Raw genomic sequence first — 1,160 nt, 5'->3', positions numbered from 1 at the left:
CGATGCCCCAACCGCTCACGCGGCTTTTTCTCTATCCGCCCGACGCGCGGCGATTCCCGTCAGCGCAACGCGAAACAACTCGATGTCTTCCGCGCCCGTCGCCGGACCGATCGACACGCGCAAGGCGCCAAGGCTGTCACCGTATCCCATGGCTTTCAGCACATGGCTCGGTCCGACCTTGCCGGACGAACAGGCAGAGCCGGCCGACAGCGCTACGCCGGCCAGGTCGAAGGCGATCTGCGCGGTTTCGGCTTTGACGCCCGCAATAGCGAAGAATGCCGTATTGGCAAGCCTTGGCGCACCGGTTCCGAAGATTTCCGCGTCCGGCACCAGCGTTTTCACGATGGCCTCGATCTCGTCGCGGCGCCGGCGCACCGCATCTATGGCCGGCAATCCGGCCAGGGCCTCGCGGGCGGCCGCGCCAAAACCGGCAATGGCAGCGAGGTTTTCAGTCCCGCCGCGATGGCCCTTTTCCTGACCGCCGCCATTGATCAACGGCTTCGGCATCATCAGATCCGAAGCCGCGACGATGGCGCCGACGCCCTTGGGACCACCGATCTTGTGCGAGGACAGAATCAGATAATCGGCGTAACCCGCTGATAGATCGATCGAAACACGCCCGGCGGCCTGCACGGCGTCGACCATGAGGATGCCGCCCGCCGCCTTGACGATCCCGGCGATGCGATCGATCGGCTGGATGACGCCGGTCTCGTTGTTGGCGGCGTGGATGGCAACCAGCGGCAGGCCTTCGCTCTTGTCATGACCACTGAGCGCTGCCGCCAAAGCGTCGAGATCGGCGATACCGTTGGCGTCGACGCCGATCCGGTTTACCTGCACTGCCGGGAAATGTCCGCCGTTCAACAGGCAGGGATGATCGGCCTCCGACACGTAAAGCCGGCTCATGCGCACCGTGCCGCGCCCCATCTGCCAGTCGGGTGACAGCAGCGTCGAGGCTGCTTCCGTGGCACCGGAGGTGAACACGACGTGCTCGGGCTTGGCGTTGACGAGCGCCGCCACGTCACGCCTTGCGGTCTCGATCAGACGGCGGGCCGCCCGCCCCTCGGCGTGAACCGATGACGGATTGGCGGCGACATCGAGCGCCGCGACCATAGCTTCGCGGGCCGCGGCAAGCAGCGGCGCACTGGCATTGTAGTCGAGAT

Annotated in this window: 1 protein-coding gene; it reads right to left on the bottom strand. The window is 65.9% G+C overall.

The genetic code is table 11. The annotated features are described in order from the left end of the window. Positions 1-15: 15 nt before the first annotated feature. On the bottom strand, positions 16-1,160 hold a 1,145-nt coding region (locus EN969_RS32050), incomplete at its 5' end, for a cysteine desulfurase family protein (protein ID WP_164758712.1).

The organism is Mesorhizobium sp. M7A.F.Ca.CA.003.01.2.1 (assembly GCF_003998945.1).
Taxonomy (GTDB): domain Bacteria; phylum Pseudomonadota; class Alphaproteobacteria; order Rhizobiales; family Rhizobiaceae; genus Mesorhizobium; species Mesorhizobium ciceri.
This window is presented reverse-complemented; position numbering and strand designations above follow the sequence as displayed.